Below are 3,642 nucleotides of genomic sequence, written 5' to 3' on the forward strand. Positions count from 1 at the left end.
TGTGCCCTTCCGATCTAGGCACCGGCAGCACCAGCAGCAGCGCGGGCAGCACCGGCAGCGCCGCGCCCTCGCCGGGCGTGAGCCAGAGCGCCGATGCGATCACCGCAGCCGATGACGCCGCAACGGTCTTCACGCCGAAGAACTGCTACGGCACCAGCGGCATCAACGGCAACTGCGGCCAGGGCGGACGCGGCGGCGGCAACAGTTCGTCGGCATCCGCGAGCGCGGGTGTGTCGGGCGGGACGAGTTCGGGCAGCGCCGGCACCGGACGCGGCGGCAGCTCGGGCGTGAGCGGCGCGACCAGCGGGTCGAGCAACTCGGGCGGCAGCAAAGGCGGCGGCAGCAACGGTGGCGGTAACAACGGCGGTGGCAACAACGGCGGCGGCAACAACGGTGGCGGCAATAACGGTGGCGGCAACAACGGTGGCGGCAACAACGGCGGCGGCTCCAGCGGCTGCGGTTGCGGCAGCGGCCACGGTGGGCCTTCAGGTGGACCTTCGGGTGGCTTCGGCGGCGGCTTTGGCGGCGGGTTCGGCAAAGGCGGCTTCGGCGGAGGATTCGGAGGCGGATTCGGCAAGGGTGGATCGTCGGGCGGCCCGGGCGGCGGGTACGGCGGCGGCCACGGTGGCGGCCATGGCGGCGGAAGTCATTGAGTTCGCACGGCGGTGCAGAAGCGCTGCCACAGCCACCCCGAATTGGCGCGACCGCCGGTCGCGCCATTCCAGGCAGCAACGGCGGCGGTCCCCCGGTCCCCCGGCCGGGATCCGCCGCCGGTGGCCGGAAGCCATGCACAGCGCGTGTCTTCTGGCGACCCGGCCGCGTCTCTCGTGAGCTGTGCCCCTGGAAAAACCCGCCGGGCACAGCGCCACGCTTCTCCCCGCGTTACAGCATCTCCAGCGCGCGCTTGCCGCGCGGCGGCTTGAAGTAGGCATCGAGCGCCGCGAGATCGGTCTCGCCGAGCTTCAGGTCGAGCGCCGCGCGGTTCTCGCGCACATGCTCGATGCGCGCCGCCTTCGGAATCGCGCACACGCCGCTCGCTCGCAACACCCAAGCCAGCGCCACCTGCCACACGGATACGCCATGCCCCGCCGCGATATCGTCGAGCGGCGAGCGCTTCGGCAGACGCGCATGATCGACCGGGCTATACGCCATCACCGGCATGCCGCGCGCGAGACTCCACGGCAGCAGATCGAACTCCGGCCCGCGCCGCGCGACGTTGTAGAGAATCTGATTGGCCGCGCACGCCGCGCCGCCGGGCAGCGCGACCAGTTCCTCCATATCGTCGACGTCGAAATTACTCACGCCCCAGTAGCGAATCTTGCCCGCGCGCACGAGCGCCTCGAAGCCCGCGACGGTCTCCTCGAGCGGCACGCCACCGCGCCAGTGCAGCAGATACAGGTCGATGCGATCGGTGCCGAGACGCGCGAGACTCGCCTCGCAGGCGCGCTCCACGCCGCGCCGGCTCGCATTGTGCGGATACACCTTGCTGACGAGAAACACCTCGTCGCGCAGCCCGCGCAGCGCTTCGCCGACCAGTTCCTCGGTCGCGCCGTCGCCGTACATTTCGGCGGTGTCGATCAGCGTCATGCCGAGCGCGACGCCTTCGCGCAACGCGGCGATCTCGTCGGCGCGACGCGACGCGCGCTCGCCCATTTCCCACGTGCCCTGGCCCAGCTTCGCGATGCGCTCGCCGCCGGGCAGCGCGATGCTGGCGATATCGGTGCTCATGTGTTTTCCCCTCGCGATGCCTTGCGTTCGACGCGCCGCCCGACGCCAAGCACAACGGCCAGGTCAGCGCCACGCGCGGCAAAGCGCCCAGTGTATCGCCGCGCGTCGCGACGGGCATGCGCACGCGCGTAACTCCGGCATTACCGCGCGGCGCCGCCTATGTCATAAAATTGCCGTTCGCCTTTCATGCCTGCCTCCCATGAACGCTCCCACGGAAGACCGCTGGCGCGGCCTGCGCCCGGACCCGGACAACGACACGCCGCTGTATCTGCAGCTCGCGCGCAAGCTCAGCGACGCGATCCACGAGAATCGCTGGAACGCCGGCGAGGCGCTGCCGTCCGAGCGCGTGCTCGCCGACGCGCTCGGCGTCTCGCGCATCACCGCGCGCAAAGCCATCGCGCTGCTGGTCGAGCAAGGGCTGATCCGCCGCACGCAAGGCGCGGGCAGCTTTATCACGCCGCGCTACGAAGACCCGCTCTCGCGCCTCACGAGCTTCAGCGAAATGCTGCGCCAGCGCGGCTTCACGCCCAGTTCGCGCTGGCTCTCGCGCGAGATCCAGCCGGCGAGCCGCGACGAGGTGATCCAGCTCGGCCTCTCGCCCGCGGCCGCCGTCACGCGTCTGAAGCGTCTGCGTCTCGCGGACGGCATCGTCATGGCCGTCGAGAATTCCACCTTCCCCGCCGCGCTGATTCCCGATCCGAACGCGATCGGCGACTCGCTCTACAGCTTTCTCGAACAGCGCGGACTGGCGATCGTGCGCGCGCTCCAGCATTTCCGCGCCGTGAACGCGAGCGAGGAAATCGCGCAGCAGATGAGCATCGCGCCCAACGAAGCGCTGCTGCTGATCACGCGCGTGGGCTACACCGCCGATCAGCGCGCCATCGAACTCACCGATACCTACTGCCGCAACGACTATTACGACTTCGTCGCGGAGTTGCGCAAGTAAGCGGCGTCCTGCCTGTTTCCTGGGCTCGCCGATAAACCGATTCACGACGTCCAGCGCGGCGCATCGGTGCCGATCGGCACGCAGGGCCGCGCGTAGAACGCGGGCGTGCGTTCGAGCCGTTCGGCGGGCGCCACGGCGCGCACGCGGCCGAACGGCGTGTCCATCTCTTCCATGCAGTCCGCCACGTCGGCCGCGCTCACCTCGGGCGCGTGCTGGCCGTCGTCGAGCGTGCCCATCGTTTGCAGCCAGCGGCCCGTCTGCGCGAGCGAGACGCGCACGTGCCAGCTGCCTCCCTCTTTCGCTCGTCGCGCGAGCGCGGTCATCGCGGCGAACGCGGCGAGATAACCGGTGGCGTGATCGAGCGCCTGACACGGCAACGGACGCGGACTCGCGAACGCCGCCTGTTGCGACGATGAGGACGACGACGACGACAACGACGCCGCCACGCTCTCGCTCCAGACGATGCCGCTCGCCGACTGCACGAGGCTGTCGAAACCGCGCCGCTCGCGCCACGGTCCGCGATGCGAGTACGCGCAGATCGACACGCACACGATCCCGGGCCGCTCGCGCGCCAGCGCTTCGGGCGAGAAACCGTGCGCCGCGAGCGCGCCGGGACGATAACCCTGCACGAACACGTCGGCGTCGCGCACCAGCGCATGCAGTTGCGCGCGCCCCGCTTCGTCGCGCAGATCGAGCGTGGCCGAACGCTTGCCGCGTCCGTTGTCGATCACGAGCGGCGCGATGTTGGGCAGATGCGGACCGTTGATCAGCAAGACGTCGGCGCCGTGATGCGCGAGCGTGCGCCCCGCGACCGGCCCCGCGATGATGCGCGTGAGGTCGAGCACGCGCAGGCCGTCGAGCGGACGCGCGCCCACGGTGCGCAACGCGTCGCGAGCATCGAGGTCCGCGTCGCCGATGCGCTCGATCTCGAACAGCGGCAAGCCCGCCACCGCGCGCGCCTGTTCGTG

At 70.4% G+C, this 3,642-nt stretch carries 4 protein-coding genes; 2 read left to right on the top strand and 2 right to left on the bottom strand.

All coding sequences use genetic code 11. From position 1 onward, the window contains the following. On the top strand, positions 1-653 hold a 653-nt coding region (locus G3N97_RS37420; RefSeq protein ID WP_205997784.1), incomplete at its 5' end, for a hypothetical protein. 229 nt (positions 654-882) lie between these two features. Here G3N97_RS37420 and G3N97_RS37425 read toward each other — a convergent pair. After that, positions 883-1,728, bottom strand: coding sequence for an aldo/keto reductase (locus G3N97_RS37425; RefSeq protein WP_205997785.1), 846 nt, complete (start codon positions 1,726-1,728; stop codon positions 883-885). Positions 1,729-1,927: 199 nt separating this feature from the next. On the opposite strand from G3N97_RS37425, the gene G3N97_RS37430 reads away from it, so the two are divergent. Then, positions 1,928-2,674, top strand: a complete 747-nt coding sequence (locus G3N97_RS37430; protein WP_074986242.1) for a GntR family transcriptional regulator — start codon at positions 1,928-1,930, stop codon at positions 2,672-2,674. Between the two features lie 41 nt (positions 2,675-2,715). Here the strand turns inward: G3N97_RS37430 and G3N97_RS37435 are convergent. Continuing rightward, positions 2,716-3,642 (bottom strand): CoA transferase (locus tag G3N97_RS37435; RefSeq protein ID WP_205997786.1); only part of this gene is annotated, 927 nt, incomplete at its 5' end.

Origin of the sequence: Paraburkholderia sp. Ac-20347 (assembly GCF_017104805.1) — a bacterium.
In the GTDB taxonomy this organism is placed as follows: domain Bacteria; phylum Pseudomonadota; class Gammaproteobacteria; order Burkholderiales; family Burkholderiaceae; genus Paraburkholderia; species Paraburkholderia tropica.

Bases quoted from the DNA above. Each gene is read 5' to 3' on its own strand.
- G3N97_RS37425 (WP_205997785.1), bottom strand. From the start codon at position 1,728: ATGAGCACCGATATCGCCAGCATCGCGCTGCCCGGCGGCGAGCGCATC.
- G3N97_RS37430 (WP_074986242.1), top strand. From the start codon at position 1,928: ATGAACGCTCCCACGGAAGACCGCTGGCGCGGCCTGCGCCCGGACCCG.